The sequence below is a fragment of the Pseudoxanthomonas sp. J35 genome (genome assembly GCF_000513995.1).
Taxonomy (GTDB): Bacteria; Pseudomonadota; Gammaproteobacteria; order Xanthomonadales; family Xanthomonadaceae; genus Pseudoxanthomonas.
The window spans coordinates 73,207-88,869 of the sequence record NZ_AZVB01000013.1; the positions used below are offsets into that span (position 1 = coordinate 73,207).

Annotated in this window: 13 protein-coding genes and 1 tRNA gene; 8 read left to right on the forward strand and 6 right to left on the reverse strand. The window is 71.8% G+C overall.

From position 1 onward, the window contains the following. The first annotated feature begins 86 nt into the window (after positions 1-86). Positions 87-872, forward strand: a complete 786-nt coding sequence (locus PSEJ35_RS0110040; RefSeq protein WP_028917670.1) for an FHA domain-containing protein — start codon at positions 87-89, stop codon at positions 870-872. Here the strand turns inward: PSEJ35_RS0110040 and msrQ are convergent. Then, positions 841-1,491: a protein-methionine-sulfoxide reductase heme-binding subunit MsrQ gene (gene msrQ, locus PSEJ35_RS0110045; RefSeq protein WP_051412636.1), complete on the reverse strand. Its 651-nt coding sequence runs from the start codon at positions 1,489-1,491 to the stop codon at positions 841-843. The two genes, PSEJ35_RS0110040 and msrQ, sit on opposite strands and share 32 nt — an antisense overlap. 34 nt (positions 1,492-1,525) lie before the next feature. After that, positions 1,526-2,497, reverse strand: coding sequence for a protein-methionine-sulfoxide reductase catalytic subunit MsrP (gene msrP, locus PSEJ35_RS0110050; protein WP_028917672.1), 972 nt, complete (start codon positions 2,495-2,497; stop codon positions 1,526-1,528). Between the two features lie 149 nt (positions 2,498-2,646). On the opposite strand from msrP, the gene serC reads away from it, so the two are divergent. From serC to aroA, 3 genes are all read left to right on the forward strand, one after another. Further along, positions 2,647-3,732 (forward strand): 3-phosphoserine/phosphohydroxythreonine transaminase, encoded by a 1,086-nt coding sequence (serC, locus tag PSEJ35_RS0110060; RefSeq protein WP_028917673.1) that lies wholly within the window; start codon positions 2,647-2,649, stop codon positions 3,730-3,732. Between the two features lie 67 nt (positions 3,733-3,799). Further along, positions 3,800-4,987, forward strand: a complete 1,188-nt coding sequence (pheA, locus tag PSEJ35_RS0110065) for a prephenate dehydratase (protein WP_028917674.1) — start codon at positions 3,800-3,802, stop codon at positions 4,985-4,987. Positions 4,988-5,067: 80 nt separating this feature from the next. After that, entirely contained in the window at positions 5,068-6,378 is a 1,311-nt protein-coding gene (gene aroA, locus PSEJ35_RS0110070) for a 3-phosphoshikimate 1-carboxyvinyltransferase (protein ID WP_028917675.1), read from the forward strand. 21 nt (positions 6,379-6,399) lie between these two features. Here aroA and PSEJ35_RS0110075 read toward each other — a convergent pair whose 3' ends face one another. After that, the gene (locus PSEJ35_RS0110075) at positions 6,400-6,966 is read right to left on the reverse strand and encodes an energy transducer TonB (RefSeq protein ID WP_051412637.1); all 567 of its coding nucleotides are present in this window, start codon (positions 6,964-6,966) and stop codon (positions 6,400-6,402) included. 145 nt (positions 6,967-7,111) lie between these two features. Further along, a complete protein-coding gene (locus PSEJ35_RS0110080) occupies positions 7,112-7,762 on the reverse strand; it encodes an energy transducer TonB (RefSeq protein ID WP_028917677.1) in 651 nt (216 codons plus the stop codon). 111 nt (positions 7,763-7,873) lie between these two features. Between PSEJ35_RS0110080 and serS the strand changes: the two genes are divergently transcribed. Beyond that, complete coding sequence (serS, locus tag PSEJ35_RS0110085; RefSeq protein ID WP_028917678.1) at positions 7,874-9,199, forward strand: serine--tRNA ligase; 1,326 nt, start codon at positions 7,874-7,876, stop codon at positions 9,197-9,199. Between the two features lie 82 nt (positions 9,200-9,281). On the opposite strand, the gene PSEJ35_RS0110090 is transcribed toward serS, so the two are convergent. After that, positions 9,282-9,869: an NAD(P)H-dependent oxidoreductase gene (locus PSEJ35_RS0110090; protein WP_028917679.1), complete on the reverse strand. Its 588-nt coding sequence runs from the start codon at positions 9,867-9,869 to the stop codon at positions 9,282-9,284. A 126-nt stretch (positions 9,870-9,995) separates the two neighbouring features. On the opposite strand from PSEJ35_RS0110090, the gene PSEJ35_RS0110095 reads away from it, so the two are divergent. The 3 genes from PSEJ35_RS0110095 (at position 9,996) to PSEJ35_RS0110105 (ending at position 11,978) form a co-directional block, all read left to right on the forward strand. Next, entirely contained in the window at positions 9,996-10,979 is a 984-nt protein-coding gene (locus PSEJ35_RS0110095; protein ID WP_028917680.1) for a LysR substrate-binding domain-containing protein, read from the forward strand. Between the two features lie 99 nt (positions 10,980-11,078). Continuing rightward, a tRNA-Ser gene (locus PSEJ35_RS0110100) sits at positions 11,079-11,168 on the forward strand. Positions 11,169-11,330: 162 nt separating this feature from the next. After that, positions 11,331-11,978 carry a response regulator gene (locus tag PSEJ35_RS0110105; protein ID WP_028917681.1) on the forward strand — a complete coding sequence of 216 codons (648 nt, stop codon included), beginning with the start codon at positions 11,331-11,333 and terminating at the stop codon, positions 11,976-11,978. A 101-nt stretch (positions 11,979-12,079) separates the two neighbouring features. Here PSEJ35_RS0110105 and PSEJ35_RS0110110 read toward each other — a convergent pair whose 3' ends face one another. Further along, entirely contained in the window at positions 12,080-15,265 is a 3,186-nt protein-coding gene (locus PSEJ35_RS0110110; RefSeq protein ID WP_028917682.1) for an Rne/Rng family ribonuclease, read from the reverse strand. Positions 15,266-15,663 lie beyond the last annotated feature (398 nt).

The following is a 15,663-nucleotide window of genomic DNA, read 5'->3' on the forward strand; positions in this document are numbered from 1 at the left end:
CCGGATGCGTGGGGGGCGCCAGCGTAGCCGCGCAGCGCGCATCCGGCCAGCCTGCGTCGCTCCGGATTTGCTAGGCTTTGCCGCCAATGTCCGACCTGCGACTCCATTTCAGCAATCGCCAGCAGGCGGACCATCCGCTGACTCCCGGCGTCCACCGCGTGGTCCGCCAGCCCAATGGCGTGCTGGGGATCGGCGATGGCGTGCCCGGCGTGCTGCTGGCGCAGCTGTGCCTGGACCTGCGCGGCCTGTGGCTGCAGGTGCCGGTCGGCGCGCGCGGCGTCCACGTCAACGGCCGCCCGGTGCAGCGCACGGCCCTGCTGCGCGCCGGCGACGCGATGTACGTCGACGGCGTCGAGCTGCTGGTGCAGGCGCCGGTGCGCCCGCCCGCGCCGCTGCCCGATCCGGGCGAGCACGCGGGCGATCCGCGCGTGGTCCTGCGCGGCGTCGGCGGCCAGCACCACGGGCGCAGCTTCACCCTCGGCCCGCCGCGCCTGGTCGGCGCTTCGCGCGAGGCCGACATCCGCATCGACGACCCGGCGTTCCCGGCGCGGCACGCGCTGCTGGAACGGCATGGCGACGTGGTCCTGCTGCGCAGCCTCGGCGGCGAGGCCAGCGTGGTCAACGGCATGGCCGTGCGCGATGCGGTGCTGGGGCCAGGCGACCAGGTCGTGTTCGAGGGCCAGCACCGCTTCGTCGTCGAGTTCCCGGCCGGTGGCGAGCCGCCGAAGCTGGCCCCGCCGCCGCGGCCGGAGGCCGAACCGGCGCCCGCCGCGCCGCTGCAGCGCCCGGCCAAGCGCCTGCCCTGGCTGCTGCTGGCTGCCGCGCTGCTGGGCCTGGCGCTCAGCGCGCTGCTGTGGTTCGGCGCGCGCTGAGCCGGTGGTACAGGCGCCAGCCCAGCAACACCGCCGCGATCGCCGCGTACAGCGCCGGTTCGCGCACGTCGGACTTGACCAGCCACCAGAAGTGCAGCACCGCCAGTACGGCGATCGCGTACACCAGCCTGTGCAGCTGGCCCCAGCGGCGGCCCAGCCGGCGCATCCAGCCCAGGGTCGAGGTGGCCGCCAGCGGCACCAGCAGCAGCCAGGCGAGGAAGCCGACGGTGATGAACGGGCGCTTGGCGATGTCCTCGAACAGCTGCGCCCAGTAGCCGCCCAGATCCAGCACCAGGTAGGCGGCCAGGTGCAGGCAGGCGTAGAAGAACGTGTACAGGCCGAGCATGCGGCGGAAGCGCAGCAGCACGGCCTGGCCGGTGAGCTGGCGCAGCGGGGTGATGGCCAGGGTCAGCATCAGCATGCGCAGCGCCCACAGGCCGGTGCGGTGTTCGATCTCGGCCACCGGGTCGGCGCCGAGGGCGTCGCTGCCATGGCGCCAGACTTCGGCGATCTGCCAGGCCAGCCAGGCCGCCGGCGCCAGTGCGGCGGCGTGCACGAAGGCCTTGGCTGCCAGCAGCCGCGGCGGGGTGGGCGGGCGCGCGGCCGGGCGCCGGATCATGCGGCGCGGGCCCCGGTTCGCGCGGAGGCCGCGCTCAGTACCACTTGCGCAGGTCCATGCCCGCGTACATCGACGCCACCTGGTCCGCGTAACCGTTGAACGGCCGCGTCGGGATCCGCTCGGCGAACAGCTTGCTCTTGCTGCCGGCGATGCGGCGTTCGGTCTTCTGGCTCCAGCGCGGGTGGTCCACGTCGGGGTTCACGTTGGAGAAGAAGCCGTACTCCGATGGCTGCAGCTGATGCCAGGCGGTTTCCGGCATGCGCTCGGCGAAGCGGATCGCCACGATCGACTTGATCGACTTGAAGCCGTACTTCCACGGCACCACCAGGCGCAACGGCGCGCCGTTCTGCTGCGGCAGCGGCTTGCCGTACAGGCCGGTGGCCAGCAGGGTCAGCGGGTGCATGGCCTCGTCGATGCGCAGACCTTCGCGGTACGGCCAGTGGATCGAGCGGTAGCGGATGCCGGGCATCTGCTGCGGATCGGCGAGGGTGGTGAAGGCCACGAACTTCGCCTTCGAGGTCGGCTCGAAGCGCTTGAGCACCTCGCCCAGCGGCACGCCCAGCCAGGGGATCACCATCGACCAGCCTTCGACGCAGCGCAGGCGGTAGATGCGTTCCTGCGGAACCAGTCCGCGCAGCAGGTCCTCCAGCGCGACGGTGCCGGGCCTGGCGCATTCGCCGTCCACCACGACCGACCACGGCGAGGTGCGCAGGGTCTTCGCCGCCCGCGACGGGTCGCCCTTGTCGGTGCCGAACTCGTAGAAGTTGTTGTAGGTGGTGATGTCCTCGTAGCGGGTCAGCGGCTCGGCGGTGCTGAAGCCGGCCTTGAGGTCGGCCGGTCGGGGCGCGGCCTTCGGCGGCGGGGGCGGTTCGGCCTCGGCGCAGCCGGACAGGGCGCCGAGCAGGGGCGCGCTGGCGAAGGCGGCGAGCAGGCGGCGACGGTCGCGGTAGACGGCCTCGTCGGTGATCTGCGAGGACGGGATCCTGGGCAGGCGGAGCTTGTGCATCGCAGGGCTCCCGGGGGATGGTCGTGTGACCGCGGCGGCGGCGCGCAGGTTCCCGGCGCCGGCCGGGCGGGCTTGGTTGCGACCGCAACCGCTGCCGCCGGCGCCGCTGCACTGCGGCATACTACGGGACCTTTCGTGACAGGTGGTTCATGGCGCGCGCCTACAACTTCAGTGCCGGCCCTGCGACGTTGCCGGAAGCGGTCCTGCGCCAGGCGCAGGCGGAAATGCTGGACTGGAACGGGGTGGGTGCGTCGATCGTCGAGCTCAGCCACCGCGGCGCCGAGTTCATCGGCGTGGCCGCCCGGGCCGAGGCCGACCTGCGCCGGCTGATGTCGATCCCGGACGACTACGCGGTGCTGTTCCTGTCCGGCGGCGCGACCACCCAGCAGGCCCTGCTGGCGCTGAACTTCGCCGCCCCCGGCCAGGCCGTCGACTACGTGGTCACCGGGCACTGGAGCAAGACCGCGATCAGGCAGGCCGGGCCCTACGTAGACGTGCACGTGGCCGCCAGCAGCGAGGCCGGCGGCTTCCGCGACATCCCGCCGCGCGAGTCCTGGTCGCTCAGCCCCGGCGCCGCCTACGTGCATATCACCGCCAACGAGACCATCCACGGCGTGGAGTACCGGCAGGTGCCGGAGGTGGGCGAGGTGCCGCTGTTCGCCGACTTCAGCTCCTCGATCGCCTCCGAACCGATCGACGTGTCCAGGTACGGGCTGATCTACGCCGGCGCGCAGAAGAACCTCGGCCCGGTCGGCATCTCGGTGGTGATCGTGCGCCGCGACCTGCTCGAGCGCGCCGGCCAGCCGCGCGCCGACATCTTCACCTACGCCTCGCACGCGGCGCGCGACTCGATGCTCAACACGCCGCCGACCTGGAACTGGTACCTGCTCGGCCTGACCGTGAAGTGGATGCTGGACGAGGGCGGGGTGGAGGAGTTCGCCCGCCGTAACGCGGCCAAGGCCGCGCTGGTCTACCAGGCCATCGACGGCTCCGGCGGCTTCTACCGCAACGAGGTCGCGCCGGCGGTGCGTTCGCGGATGAACATCCCGTTCTTCCTGCCGGACGAGCAGCTGACCGCGCGCTTCGTCAGCGAATCGAAGGCCGCCGGGCTGCTGGCGCTGAAGGGCCACAAGGCAGTCGGCGGCATCCGCGCCTCGCTGTACAACGCCATGCCGGTGGCCGGCGCGCAGGCGCTGGTCGACTTCATGCGCGACTTCCAGCAGCGCAACGGCTGAGGACGCCAGGACCCAGGACCGCCGGCCGCGCCGCGTCACCGGCGCCAGACACCACGGAACCCCGCACATGGCACCACCGAAGAAATCCGCCGCGGGCAAGCCGGCCGGCGGGAAGAAGGCCAAGGCGACCGCGAGCACGAAGGCGCCCAGGGCCGCGAAGGCGCCCGCCGCCGCCGCGCCGGCCCTGGCCGACGTGCGCGCACGGATCGACGGCATCGATCGGCAGATCCAGGAGCTGATCGCCCAGCGTGCGCGCTTCGCCCTGCAGGTCGGCAAGGCCAAGGGCAAGCTCGCCCAGGCCGTCGACTACTACCGGCCCGAACGCGAGGCGCAGGTACTGCGCATGGTGGTGGACCGCAACGAGGGCCCGCTGTCGGACGAAGTGCTGGTGCACGTGTTCCGCGAGATCATGTCCGCGTGCCTGGCCCAGCAGGAGCCGTTGAAGATCGGCTACCTCGGGCCGGAAGGCACGTTCAGCCAGCAGGCGGTGCTCAAGCACTTCGGCCGTTCGGCGCATGGTTTGCCGCTGGGCAGCATCGAGGAGGTGTTCCAGGAGGTCGAGGCCGGCAACGCCGACTTCGGCGTGGTCCCGGTGGAGAACTCGGGGCAGGGCACCATCCAGGTCACCCTGGACATGTTCCTGACCTCGCAGCTGAAGATCTGCGGCGAAGTGGAGCTGCAGGTGCACCAGTACCTGCTCTCGCGCAGCGGACGGATCGAGGACATCGAGCGCATCTACGCCCATCCGCAGGCCTTCGCCCAGACCGCCGGCTGGCTGCGCGCCAACCTGCCGAGGGCCGAGAAGATCCCGGTGTCGAGCAATGCCGAAGGCGCGCGCCGCGCCCGCAATGCCGACGACGCGGCGGCCATCGCCGGCGAGAGCGCGGCGCACGTCTATGGCCTGAAGAAGGTCATCATGCGCCCGATCCAGGACGACAAGGACAACACCACGCGCTTCCTGGTGCTGGGCCGGCGCCTGTTCCCGCCGTCCGGCCACGACCGCACCTCGGTGCTGGTGTTCATCCACGACAAGCCCGGCGCGCTGTTCGACGTGCTCAGCCCGTTCGCGCGGCACGGCATCAGCATGAACCGGATCGAGTCGCGGCCCTCGCACCAGGCCAAGTGGGAATACGCCTTCTTCATCGACCTGGCCGGCCACGTCGAGGACGAGGCGATGAAGCAGGCCCTGGCGGAACTGGAGAAGCACGTGGCCCAGGTCAAGGTGCTGGGTTCGTACCCGGTGGCGGTGCCTTGAGAGCGGTGATTCGGGATTCGGGATTGGTGGTTCGTTCGCGGTGCCTTGAGGGTGCCGCGCGCGCAGATGATGGAGAGCTGATGTCGCAGTCTTCGCAACACTGGATCGCACGCGCCGGGCAGCCGCTGCGCGGCGCGCTGGACATTCCCGGCGACAAGTCGGTCTCGCACCGCTCGGTGATGTTCGCCGCGCTGGCCGATGGCGTGTCCACCATCGACGGTTTCCTCGAGGGCGAGGATACCCGTGCCACCGCGGCGATCTTCGCCCGCCTCGGCGTGCGGATCGAGACGCCGTCGCCGTCTCGACGGATCGTGCATGGGGTGGGCGTGGACGGCCTCAAGCCGGCCGATGGCCCGCTGGATTGCGGCAATGCCGGCACCGGCATGCGTCTGCTCGCCGGCCTGCTGGCGGCGCAGCCGTTCGACAGCGTGCTCGTCGGCGACGCCTCGCTGTCGAAGCGGCCGATGCGCCGCGTCACCGCGCCGCTGGCGCAGATGGGCGCGCGCATCGATACCGAGGCCGACGGCACGCCGCCGCTGCGCATCCACGGCGGCCCGGCGCTGCACGGCATCGACTACGAGCTGCCGGTGGCCAGCGCCCAGGTGAAGTCGGCGGTGCTGCTGGCCGGCCTGTACGCGCAGGGCGAGACCTCGGTCACCGAGCCGCATCCCACCCGCGACTACACCGAGCGCATGCTCTCGGCCTTCGGGGTCGATATCGAATTCTCGCCCCGCTTCGCCCGCCTGCGCGGCGGCCAGCGCCTGCGCGCGACCGACATCGCGGTACCGGCGGACTTCTCCTCGGCCGCGTTCTTCCTGGTCGCCGCCAGCATCGTGCCGGGCTCGGAGCTGCGCCTGCGCGCGGTGGGCCTCAACCCCCGCCGCACCGGCCTGCTGCAGGCGCTGCGGCTGATGGGCGCCGACATCCGCGAGGAGGATCCTTCGACCCACGGCGGCGAACCGGTCGCCGACCTGGTGGTGCGTTACGCGCCACTGCACGGCATCGAGGTGCCGGAGGCACTGGTGCCGGACATGATCGACGAGTTCCCGGCGCTGTTCGTGGCGGCGGCCTGCGCCGAAGGCCCGACCGTGGTGCGCGGCGCCGCCGAACTGCGGGTCAAGGAATCCGACCGGCTCGCGGCGATGGCTACCGGCCTGCGCACCCTGGGCCTGCGCGTCGACGAGACGCCGGACGGTGCGACCATCCACCCGGGTGAGCTCGGGACCGGAACGATCGAAAGCCATGGCGACCACCGGATCGCCATGGCCTTCGCGGTGGCCGCCCAGCGCGCCAGCGGCGAGGTGCGGATCGAGGACGTCGCCAACGTGGCGACCTCGTTCCCCGGCTTCGACGCGCTGGCTAGCGGTTGCGGATTCGGCCTGGTGGCCTGAGCCGCAACCGCGTCGGCCAGGTCAGCTGCGGCGGAAATCCACCGGCAGCTGCACGGTCGAAGGCACGGCCTTGCCCTCATGCAGGGCCGGCTCGAAGCGCCACTGGCGCACCGCCTCGATCGCGGCGCGGTCGAGGTCGCGGCTGCGGTCGCCGCTGCGCTGGATGACCTGCACGTCGGCCGGCACGCCGCGCGCGTCGACGCTGATCGACAGCAGCACGCTGCCTTCCTGGCCGGCGCGCAGCGCGGCGCGCGGATAGTCCGGCACCGGATTGCCGGCCAGCGGCCGGGCCGGGCGTTCGGAGACGATGGCGGCCGGACGCGGTGCGGTGCGATCCGCAGCGCTGCCGTCACGCGCCTGCGTGGCGTCCGTTGCCGCAGCCGGCGGCTCGATCAGGATCGGCGTGGTATCGGCCACCGGCCTGGCGTCGTAACGCTGCATGGCCCACCAGGCCGCGAGCGCGACCACGGCCAGGACCAGCAGGGCCAGCAGCAGCGGCGAGGTCCGGCGCGCCGGCGCTTGCTGCGCTTCGTGGTGCACGCCGGCCGGATCGGCGGCATGCGAAGGGCGGGTGGTATAGGTCGGCATCGGAAGCTCCTTGGCGTTTGCCTGGCAACGCCCCGAGTGTCCTGATGCCGATGTGTGCGCCGGGTCGATTCGTGCTGAACGTTCCCCGCGGCAACCGCGGGGATTCAGCGAGTTGCAGGCGCGATGAAGACGCGGCGTGCGCCGCTCATTCCATCTTGAAGTCGATCGGTACCGTGAGCCGGCCGGGCACCGGATTGCCGCCCGCATCCAGCGCGGGCGAGAACCGCCAGCGCGACACGGCTTCCACGGCGGCGCGGTCCAGGTCGCGCGAGCCGCTGCGCGAGGCGACCTCGACCGACAGCGGCGTGCCACCGGCGTCCACTTCCACTTCCAGTACCACCGTGCCGCTCTCGCCACGGCGCGCGGCGGCGATCGGGTAGCGCGGCGAGGGCGACTGGTCCGGCAGCGGTGCCGGCGCCTGCGTGGCGACGGCCACCGGTGGCGCTGCCTCGTCCAGGCTCGGCGGCAGGGGCGCGGTTTCGACCGGCATCGGCGGCGGCTCGACGATGGCCGGCTCTTCCTCCACCAGCTGCGCCGTCTCGTCTTCGCCTTCCGCCGGCGCCGGGAGCGGAGTGGCTGCATCGCCGGCGGCCATCGGCCGCGGCAGGGGTTCGAATGTCTCCGCGGACGCCGCCGGTTTCACCGGGGCCTCGACGGCATCGCCGTCGCCACGATCCGCCAGCCAGACCAGGGCGAACAGCAGCCAGCCCAGCAGGAAGGCCACGCCGACCGCCAGCCAGCGGCCCCCGGGCAGGTGCCTGGAAAAACCGGAAAGGGCGGATGCGTGCGTGGCCATGGGCGTCCGGTGCTGGAAAACGCCCCGATTCTGGCACAGCAGCGGTGAACCGCGGGCGCGCCCGGCCGCGATTGGCGATAATGGCGGACCGATCCGGAAACCACCCCCGCCATGCTCGATCCCGCCCTGCTCCGCAACCAGCCCGCCGCCCTGGCCGAACGCCTCGCCACCCGCGGCTACGTGCTCGACACCGCCACGCTGGAAGCGCTGGAATCCGAACGCAAGGCGATCCAGATCCGCACCCAGGAGCTGCAGAACCTGCGCAACACGCACAGCAAGCAGATCGGTGCGCTGATGGGATCGGCCAACCGCCTGGCGGCCAGCGGCGACCAGGCGCAGGCCGACGCGCAGAAGGCGCAGGCCGAGCAGCTCAAGGCCGAGGTCGCCGGCTTCGGCGACGAGCTCAAGGCTTCCGAAGCGCGGCTGGAGGAAATCCGCAGCCAGATCGAGGCGATCGCCCAGGGCATCCCGAACCTGCCGGCCGAGGACGTGCCCGCCGGTGCCGACGAGAGCGACAACGTCGAGCTGCACCGCTGGGGCACCCCGCGCGCCTTCGACTTCGAGGTCCGCGACCATGTCGAGCTGGGCGCGCGCAACGGCTGGCTGGACGCCGACACCGCCGCCAAGCTGTCCGGCGCACGCTTCACCGTGCTGCGCGGCCCGCTGGCGCGCCTGCACCGCGCCCTGGCGCAGTTCATGCTCGACCTGCACACCGGCGAGCACGGCTACGAGGAAACCAACGTCCCGCTGATCGTCAACGCCGACGCGCTGCGCGGCACCGGCCAGCTGCCGAAGTTCGAGGAGGACCTGTTCGCCACCCGTCTCGGCGAACACACCCGCTACCTGATCCCGACCTCGGAAGTGCCGCTGACCAACATCGTGCGCGAGGAGATCGTCGAGGCCGAGCGCCTGCCGCTGCGCATGACCGCGCACTCGATGTGCTTCCGCTCCGAGGCCGGCAGCGGCGGCCGCGACACCCGCGGCATGATCCGCCAGCACCAGTTCGAGAAGGTCGAACTGGTCTCGGTGGTGCGCCCGGAGGACAGCGTGTCCGAGCACGAGCGCATGACCCGTGCCGCGGAAACGGTGCTGGAACGCCTCGGCCTGCCGTACCGCAAGGTGCTGCTGTGCACCGGCGACATGGGCTTCTCCGCGCGCAAGACCTACGACCTGGAAGTGTGGCTGCCCTCGCAGCAGACCTACCGCGAGATCTCCTCGTGCTCCAACTGCGGCGACTTCCAGGCGCGGCGCATGCAGGCGCGCTGGCGCAACCCGGAAACCGGCAAGCCCGAGCTGGTGCACACGCTCAATGGCTCCGGCGTGGCCGTGGGCCGCGCCCTGATCGCGGTGATGGAGAACTACCAGGAAGCCGACGGCTCGATCACCGTGCCGGAGGTGCTGCGCAGGTACATGGGCGGGCTCGAGCGGATCGCCTGAGCCTCTTCGCGACGGACGCCTGTCATCCCCGCCGCGAATGCCGACGCCGCGCCCGACAGGCGCGGCGTCGTTCTTTGGCGCATCAGGCCGCCGTGCTGAGCGCGACGACTTCGTCCTCGATCGCCGCCCGGGCCGCGGCGATGGCCTCGGCGCGGTGCTGCGGCGACAGGCCCACGCCCTCGGCGCGCACGATGCGCACGTCGTCGATGCCGAGGAAGCCGAACAGCATGCGCAGGTAGGGTTCCTGGAAATCGTTCGGGGAACCGGCATGCAGGCCGCCGCGGGCGCTGGCGACGATCACCGTCTTGCCGCCGGCCAGGCCCTGCGGGCCTTCGGCGGTGTAGCGGAAGGTGCGGCCGGCCACGGCCAGGCGGTCGAGCCAGGCCTTCAGCGTCGACGGGATCGAGAAGTTGTACATCGGCGCGCCGATCACCACGATATCGGCGTCCAGGAACTGCTGCAGGACCTGTTCGGCGACCTCCGCCTCGGCCGGGTCGGCCTTGGCCAGGCTGGCGCCGGTCAGGTGGGGCAGGGGGGCGCGGTCCAGGTCGCGGTACTGGACCTGGAGGCCGGGCGTGGCCGCCCGGTACTGTGCGACGATGGCGGCGCTCAGTTCGCGGGTGACCGAGCTGGCGCCGGTGGCGCTGGAATCGATGTGCAGGAGTTTCATGGGGGTGCTCCGGATCGGTGGGGCGGGCGCGGCTCTGGCCGCTGCTGCCGCCCACTATCCTTCGTTGCATCGGTGGGATAAAGGTGCTTATATGTCACCATCCGTTCCAAACATGGAAGTAACGCCATGCAGGACCTGAACGATCTGTACTACTTCGCAATGGTGGTCGAGCACGGCGGATTCGCCGCCGCCGAGCGCGCGCTGGGCATTCCCAAGTCGCGCCTGAGCCGCCGCATCAGCCAGCTGGAAACCGACATGGGCGTGCGCCTGCTGCAGCGCTCGACCCGCCGCTTCGCCGTCACCGACGTGGGCATGAGCGTGTACCGCCATGCCCAGACCATGCTCACCGAGGCCCAGGCCGCGCGCGAGGTGGTCGACCGCCTCAGCGCCGAGCCGCGCGGCGTGGTCCGGGTCAGCGTGCCGGTGTCGATCGCCCAGCAGCAGCTGCCGAAGCTGCTGCCGAAGTTCCTCGACCAGTACCCGAAGGTGCGCCTGCAGCTGCATGTGAGCAACCGCCGCGTCGACCTGATCAACGAAGGCTTCGACGTGGCCCTGCGCGTGCGCACGCGGCTGGACGACGACGGCAGCCTGGTGATGCGCAGCTTCGGCCAGATCCAGGAACTGATGGTCGCCAGCCCGAAGTACCTGGACCGCGCCGGCCGGCCGAAGGATCCGACCGACCTGGCCGCGCACCTGACCCTGAGCATGCACGAGGACGAAGCGCACCAGCGCTGGGAGCTGCACGGCCCCAACGGCGAGGTGCGCCGCGTCGACAACCTGCAGCCGCGCGTGGCCTGCTTCGATTTCCCGCTGCTGCTGGCGATGGTCAAGGACGGTTACGGCATCACCATGCTGCCGGAGACCGTGTGCGCCGAAGCCGTGCGCAACGGCGAGCTGGAAGTGGTGCTGCCGGAGTGGTCGCTGCCACAGGGCATCTGCCACGCGGTGTTCGCCTCGCGCCGCGGCCTGCTGCCGGCGGTGCGGGTGTTCATCGATTTCCTCGCCGAGCACCTGCCGCAGCAGATCGAGGCCTCGCGCCTGGACTGCGGCAACTGCGGCAACAAGGGCAGGCAGCCGGCCGTAGTGGCGGAAGCAGCCGAAGCCGGCTGAGAAGCGCGCCGGCAGGCCGGCTGGCGGCTGCCCCGGCGGCGCGCCGCGTGCGACAATCGCGCGCCGCCGTCCTCATCGCTGGCGGTGCGACATCCGAACGGAAGGGTGGCCGAGTGGTTTAAGGCAGCGGTCTTGAAAACCGCCGATGGGTCAAACCATCCGTGGGTTCGAATCCCACCCCTTCCGCCAGTCCCCGGGCAGGGCCCGGCGCCTCCGGGGTCAAGGTTCCGGCCGCGGAGCCCTGCCGCCCATGCCTGCTTCCCGAACGTCCGTCACATTATCCGTGTGAGCGGCTTGCCGCTCCGGCGGAGCTGGGGCTAGGCTCGGAGGGGGCATACCGAGGGAAGCGGCATGGCCATCCGGATCTACATCGTTGACGACCACGCGCTGGTCAGGGCCGGCCTGCGCATGATCCTGTCCGCGGAAACGGACATCGAGATCGTCGGCGAGGCGCAGAGTGGCGAGGAAGCGCTGCCGCAGATCCGCAAGCTCAAACCCGACGTGGTCCTGTGCGACCTGCACCTGCCGGGCATCAGCGGCCTGGAAGTCACCGAACGCATCGTCCGCGGCAAGCTCGGCAGCCGCGTGGTCATCGTGTCCGTGCTCGAGGAAGGCCCGTTGCCGAAGCGGCTGCTCGACGTTGGCGCCTACGCCTACGTGGGCAAGGGCGGCGATGCGCAGGAACTGCTCCACGCTGTGCGCGACGCCGCGCGCGGGCGCCGCTACCTGGGCAGCAGCGTGGCCCAGAACATGGCACTGGCGGCGATGGGCGGCGACACCTCGCCGTTCGAGCAGCTGTCCTCGCGCGAGCTGGAAGTGGCGATGCTGCTGGTGCAGGGCATGCGCCAGGACGCGATCGCCAAGCGCCTGAGCCTGAGCGCGAAGACCATCAATACGCACAAGTCGCGCCTGTTCCAGAAGGTCGGCGTGCAGGACAGCATCGCCCTGGCGCGGCTGGCGGCGCGCTACGGCCTGATGGATCCCGGCAGCTCGCTCTGAGCGCGGCTGCGGGCCGTCATCGCTGCAAATGAAATGGCACCGGACGCATGGCGTCCGGTGCCTTGCCGCGCTCCCGCCAGCCGGCCGGAACGCTACCGGGCTCAGCCCCCGCGGGACTTCGCTTCGTCGTCTTCGTTGCCCGCGTCCTCGGCCGGCACGGCCTCGTCGGCCTTGTCGGCTTCCGCCACGGCAGGCTGCTGCTGCGCTTCCACGGACGGGGTCTCCGGCCGGGTGGCGGCGGGCAGTTCGTCGAACAGGCCCGGATTGGCGACCTGGGCGGGCGCCGGTTCCGGCTCCACTTCGGCGGCCGGGGCTTCGGCGACCGGCTCGGCGGCGGCAGGAGCCGCTTCGACTTCCGGGGCCGGTCCGGCGGCCGGGGGTTCGGCAGCCGGACCGGCCGGCTCGACCGGCGTTTCGGCTACGACTTCGGCCGCCGCTTCGGCGGCGGCGTCGACCGGGGATGCCTCGGCGACGGCCAGCGGCTCGCCGCTGTCGGCCTGGGCCGCGGCGGCGGCCGGGGCCAGCGTGGCGGCGGCATCGGCCGACTGCAGGGCCGGTTCCACCTCGGCGGAGGCCGGTGCCGGTCCGGCCGGGGCCGGATCGGCCGGGGCTGCCGGTGCCTGCGGCGCGGCCACTTCGGCGGCAGCTGCCACCGGTTCGGCCTCGGCCGCCGGCTGCGGGGCCGGCACCGGCTCGGCGGCCGGTTGCGGCTGCGCCGGTGCGGGTACGGTCGCGGCCGCGGGAGCGGCTTCGGCTGCCGGAGCCGCCGGCGTGGCCGGAACGATGTCGTCGAAATCGAACTCCGGCTGGTCGCCGCGGACGATGTTTGCCGGCGTGGCCTCGCCGGCATCGTCGGCACCGCCATCGTCCAGTTCGCCCTCTAGGCCCTCGGCGGTCTCGCCGGCGCCCTCGGCACCGGCCAGCGCGCCGGCGGCTTCGCCGCCGCGACGCCGGCGACGGCCGCCACGACGGCCGCGACGGCGGCGGCTGCCACCCTCGGTATTGGCGCCTTCCTCTCCGGCGGGCACGCCGTCAGCGGCCCCGTCCTGCACCGGCGCCTCGACAGCCGCGGTCGCCTCGACCGGGGCGGAGACGGGCAGGGTGGTCGCCGCGGCGGCCACGGCGGCGGCGACCGGAATCGCGGCCTGGGTTTCGCTGGCAGCGGCCGGTTCCTGTTCGGCGGCGCGGGGCTTGGGCGCGTTCGCCGGCGCGGCGGGCTTCACCGCCTCGGTGGCCTCGGTCGCGGGCCTGGGTTGCCTGGGCTGCTGCTGCTTCGGCTGGCGTTCCTGCTTCGGCTGCTGCTGGCCGCCCTTCTGCTGCTGCGGCTGGCGCTCCTGCTTCGGCGGTTGGGGCTGGCCGTTACCCTTGTCCTTGTCTCTGTCCTTGTCTCTGTCCTTGCCCTGCTGGCCGCGCTGCTTCTGCGGCTGGGCGCCGCGGTTGCCAGACTGGCTGCCGCGCTCCTCGTTGCAGCCGTCGCGACGGTTGCGGTCGCCGCGCTCGTTGCGGTTGCCGCGGCCTTCGCCCTGCGCCGGGCGCGCCGGTTCCGGCGCCGGGGCAGGGGCCGGCTCGGCGCCGAACAGGCGCTTGAGGAAGCCGACGACGCCGCCGCTGGTGGGCCCCGGACGCGGCGCCGGGGCCGGGGCGACCGGCGCCGGGGCCTCCTCGCGCTCCTCGCGGACCGGGGCCGGGCGCGGCGGGGCCACGCGGGTCACCGCCGGCGGCGGCGGGATGTTGAGCTGGGCCTTGGTCAGGGCATGCACCGGCAGCTTGCGCGGGGTGCCGCGCTGGTATGACGGCTTGTTGCTCTCCTCGCCCAGCTCGTTCTCGCGCAGGCGGGTGACCTCGTAGTGCGGGGTCTGCAGCTGCTCGTCGGCGACGATGATGATCGGCGCGTCGTGGCGGGTCTCGATCTCGCGCAGGGCGCCGCGCTTCTCGTTGAGCAGGAAGTTGGCGATCTCCACCGGGGCCTGGACCAGCACCTGTCCGGTGTTCTCCTTCATCGCGTGCTCCTCGGCGACGCGGATGATCGACAGCGACAGCGACTCGACGCTGCGCATGCGGCCGTGGCCGTCGCAGCGCGGGCAGACGATCTGGCTGGATTCGCCCAGCGAGGCGCGCAGGCGCTGGCGGCTCATCTCCAGCAGGCCGAAGCGGCTGATGCGGCCGATCTGGACGCGGGCGCGGTCGTACTTCAGCGCGGCCTGCAGGCGCTCCTCGACGGCGCGCTGGTGCTTGGACGAGGCCATGTCGATGAAGTCGATCACCACCAGGCCGCCCAGGTCGCGCAGGCGCAGCTGGCGGGCGACCTCGTCGGCCGCCTCGAGGTTGGTGTGGAACGCGGTCTCCTCGATGTCGCCGCCCTTGGTGGCGCGCGCCGAGTTGACGTCGATCGCGGTCAGGGCCTCGGTCTGGTCGATCACCAGGGCGCCGCCGGAGGGCAGGCGCACGGTGCGCTCGTAGGCGTTCTCGATCTGCGACTCGATCTGGAAGCGGTTGAACAGCGGGATGTCGTCCTTGTAATGCTTGAGCTTGCGCAGGCTCTGCGGCATCACCTGTTCCATGAACTGCCGCGCGTCGTTGTACATCTCCTCGGTGTCCACCAGGATCTCGCCGATGTCGGCGCGCAGGTAGTCACGCAGGGCGCGGATGATCAGGCGCGATTCCTGGTAGATCAGGAACGGCGCCGGCTTGCTCAGCGCGGCCTCGGCGATCGCGCGCCAGGCGGCCAGCAGGTAGTCCAGGTCCCACTGCAGCTCTTCCGCGTCGCGGCCCACGCCGGCGGTGCGGATGATCACGCCCATGTCGTCGGGGATGTTCAGCGCGTCCATGGCGCGCTTGAGCTCGGCCCGGTCCTCGCCCTCGATCCGGCGCGAGACGCCGCCGGCGGTCGGGGAGTTGGGCATCAGCACCATGTAGCGGCCGGCCAGGGAGATGAACGTGGTCAGGGCCGCGCCCTTGTTGCCGCGTTCGTCCTTGTCGACCTGCACCACCACTTCCTGGCCTTCGCGCAGCAGCTCGCGGATGCCGGCCTTGTTCGGGTCGACGCCGGCCTGGAAGTAGTCGCGGGAGATTTCCTTCAGCGGCAGGAAGCCGTGGCGTTCGGCGCCGTAGTCGACGAAGGCCGCTTCGAGGGAGGGTTCGAGCCGGGTGATGCGGCCCTTGTAGATGTTGGACTTCTTCTGTTCCTTCGACGGCTGTTCGATGTCGATGTCGTACAGGGTCTGCCCGTCGACGATGGCCACGCGCAGTTCTTCGGCCTGCGTGGCGTTGATCAGCATTCGCTTCATTGTGGCGTTCCTTGCGCGCTCTCACGCGCGGAACGCCGGGCGTTCGCACTCTGGAATCCCGGGCCCCGGCGTCTGCGGCCGGGGCGGCGGGCTTCGCCATCCGTTCGCGCAGGCGCGGCGGGACGGATCCTGGTTTCCAGCGCTGCAACACCACGGCGGACCGCGGGAGCGCTTTGCTGTATTGCAATGGTGGTGCGGGGCCGGCGGCCGGTGGGCCGCGCGGGACGTGTTCAGCTACCGGTGCTCTGACCCACCGGGCCATGGCCGGGTCTGCCTGCAAGCCGCTAACATGGCCGCCCCGCGGGCGGTGGTCGCGCACTGTGCCGGGATCGCGGGAAGCCCGGGCTTCTGGCCCTGCAGCTTCTTCCAGCGGAATCAAACCCTTACATCGCCGCCCG

What these genes read in the sequence shown, in the direction of transcription:
- PSEJ35_RS0110040 (WP_028917670.1), top strand. Translation starts at nt 87, where the DNA reads ATGTCCGACCTGCGACTCCATTTCAGCAATCGCCAGCAGGCGGACCAT.
- msrQ (WP_051412636.1), bottom strand. Translation starts at nt 1,491, where the DNA reads ATGATCCGGCGCCCGGCCGCGCGCCCGCCCACCCCGCCGCGGCTGCTG.
- msrP (WP_028917672.1), bottom strand. Translation starts at nt 2,497, where the DNA reads ATGCACAAGCTCCGCCTGCCCAGGATCCCGTCCTCGCAGATCACCGAC.
- serC (WP_028917673.1), top strand. Translation starts at nt 2,647, where the DNA reads ATGGCGCGCGCCTACAACTTCAGTGCCGGCCCTGCGACGTTGCCGGAA.
- pheA (WP_028917674.1), top strand. Translation starts at nt 3,800, where the DNA reads ATGGCACCACCGAAGAAATCCGCCGCGGGCAAGCCGGCCGGCGGGAAG.
- aroA (WP_028917675.1), top strand. Translation starts at nt 5,068, where the DNA reads ATGTCGCAGTCTTCGCAACACTGGATCGCACGCGCCGGGCAGCCGCTG.
- PSEJ35_RS0110075 (WP_051412637.1), bottom strand. Translation starts at nt 6,966, where the DNA reads ATGCCGACCTATACCACCCGCCCTTCGCATGCCGCCGATCCGGCCGGC.
- PSEJ35_RS0110080 (WP_028917677.1), bottom strand. Translation starts at nt 7,762, where the DNA reads ATGGCCACGCACGCATCCGCCCTTTCCGGTTTTTCCAGGCACCTGCCC.
- serS (WP_028917678.1), top strand. Translation starts at nt 7,874, where the DNA reads ATGCTCGATCCCGCCCTGCTCCGCAACCAGCCCGCCGCCCTGGCCGAA.
- PSEJ35_RS0110090 (WP_028917679.1), bottom strand. Translation starts at nt 9,869, where the DNA reads ATGAAACTCCTGCACATCGATTCCAGCGCCACCGGCGCCAGCTCGGTC.
- PSEJ35_RS0110095 (WP_028917680.1), top strand. Translation starts at nt 9,996, where the DNA reads ATGCAGGACCTGAACGATCTGTACTACTTCGCAATGGTGGTCGAGCAC.
- PSEJ35_RS0110105 (WP_028917681.1), top strand. Translation starts at nt 11,331, where the DNA reads ATGGCCATCCGGATCTACATCGTTGACGACCACGCGCTGGTCAGGGCC.
- PSEJ35_RS0110110 (WP_028917682.1), bottom strand. Translation starts at nt 15,265, where the DNA reads ATGAAGCGAATGCTGATCAACGCCACGCAGGCCGAAGAACTGCGCGTG.